Here is a 295-nt window from a genome sequence, read left to right as displayed (position 1 = left end):
TCTATTTTGTTTAATCATTCTAGCACGATTGATAAGAGCATAAAGGGCTTTACTTTCATCATTATATATTTTTCCTTCAAATTCTTCATCCCCATCAAATTCAATACTTTTCCATTCTATAATTTTTGCTTTAGCATTAGTGATAAAAGAAATATATTTATCTCTTTGTTTATCATGTTTGATACCTGTACATAAAGGTTTAAGTGCTTCATCATACCAAATCACTTCTAGATTTTCTTCTTGGATGATTCTTAGTGCTACTTCTTTTCTATTTTGCATTGAATAGTCTTCATTT

At 27.8% G+C, this 295-nt stretch carries 1 pseudogene; it reads right to left on the bottom strand.

Features of this window, described 5'->3' with window-relative positions:
• A pseudogene (locus tag AJ930_RS00020) lies at positions 1-295 on the bottom strand (hypothetical protein); the annotation flags it as partial.

The sequence above is a fragment of the Campylobacter sp. BCW_6871 genome, from assembly GCF_001762325.1.
Lineage (GTDB): Bacteria > Campylobacterota > Campylobacteria > Campylobacterales > Campylobacteraceae > Campylobacter_D > Campylobacter_D jejuni.
Note: the sequence above shows the minus strand (reverse complement) of the source record. Positions and strands in the feature narration are given on the sequence as shown.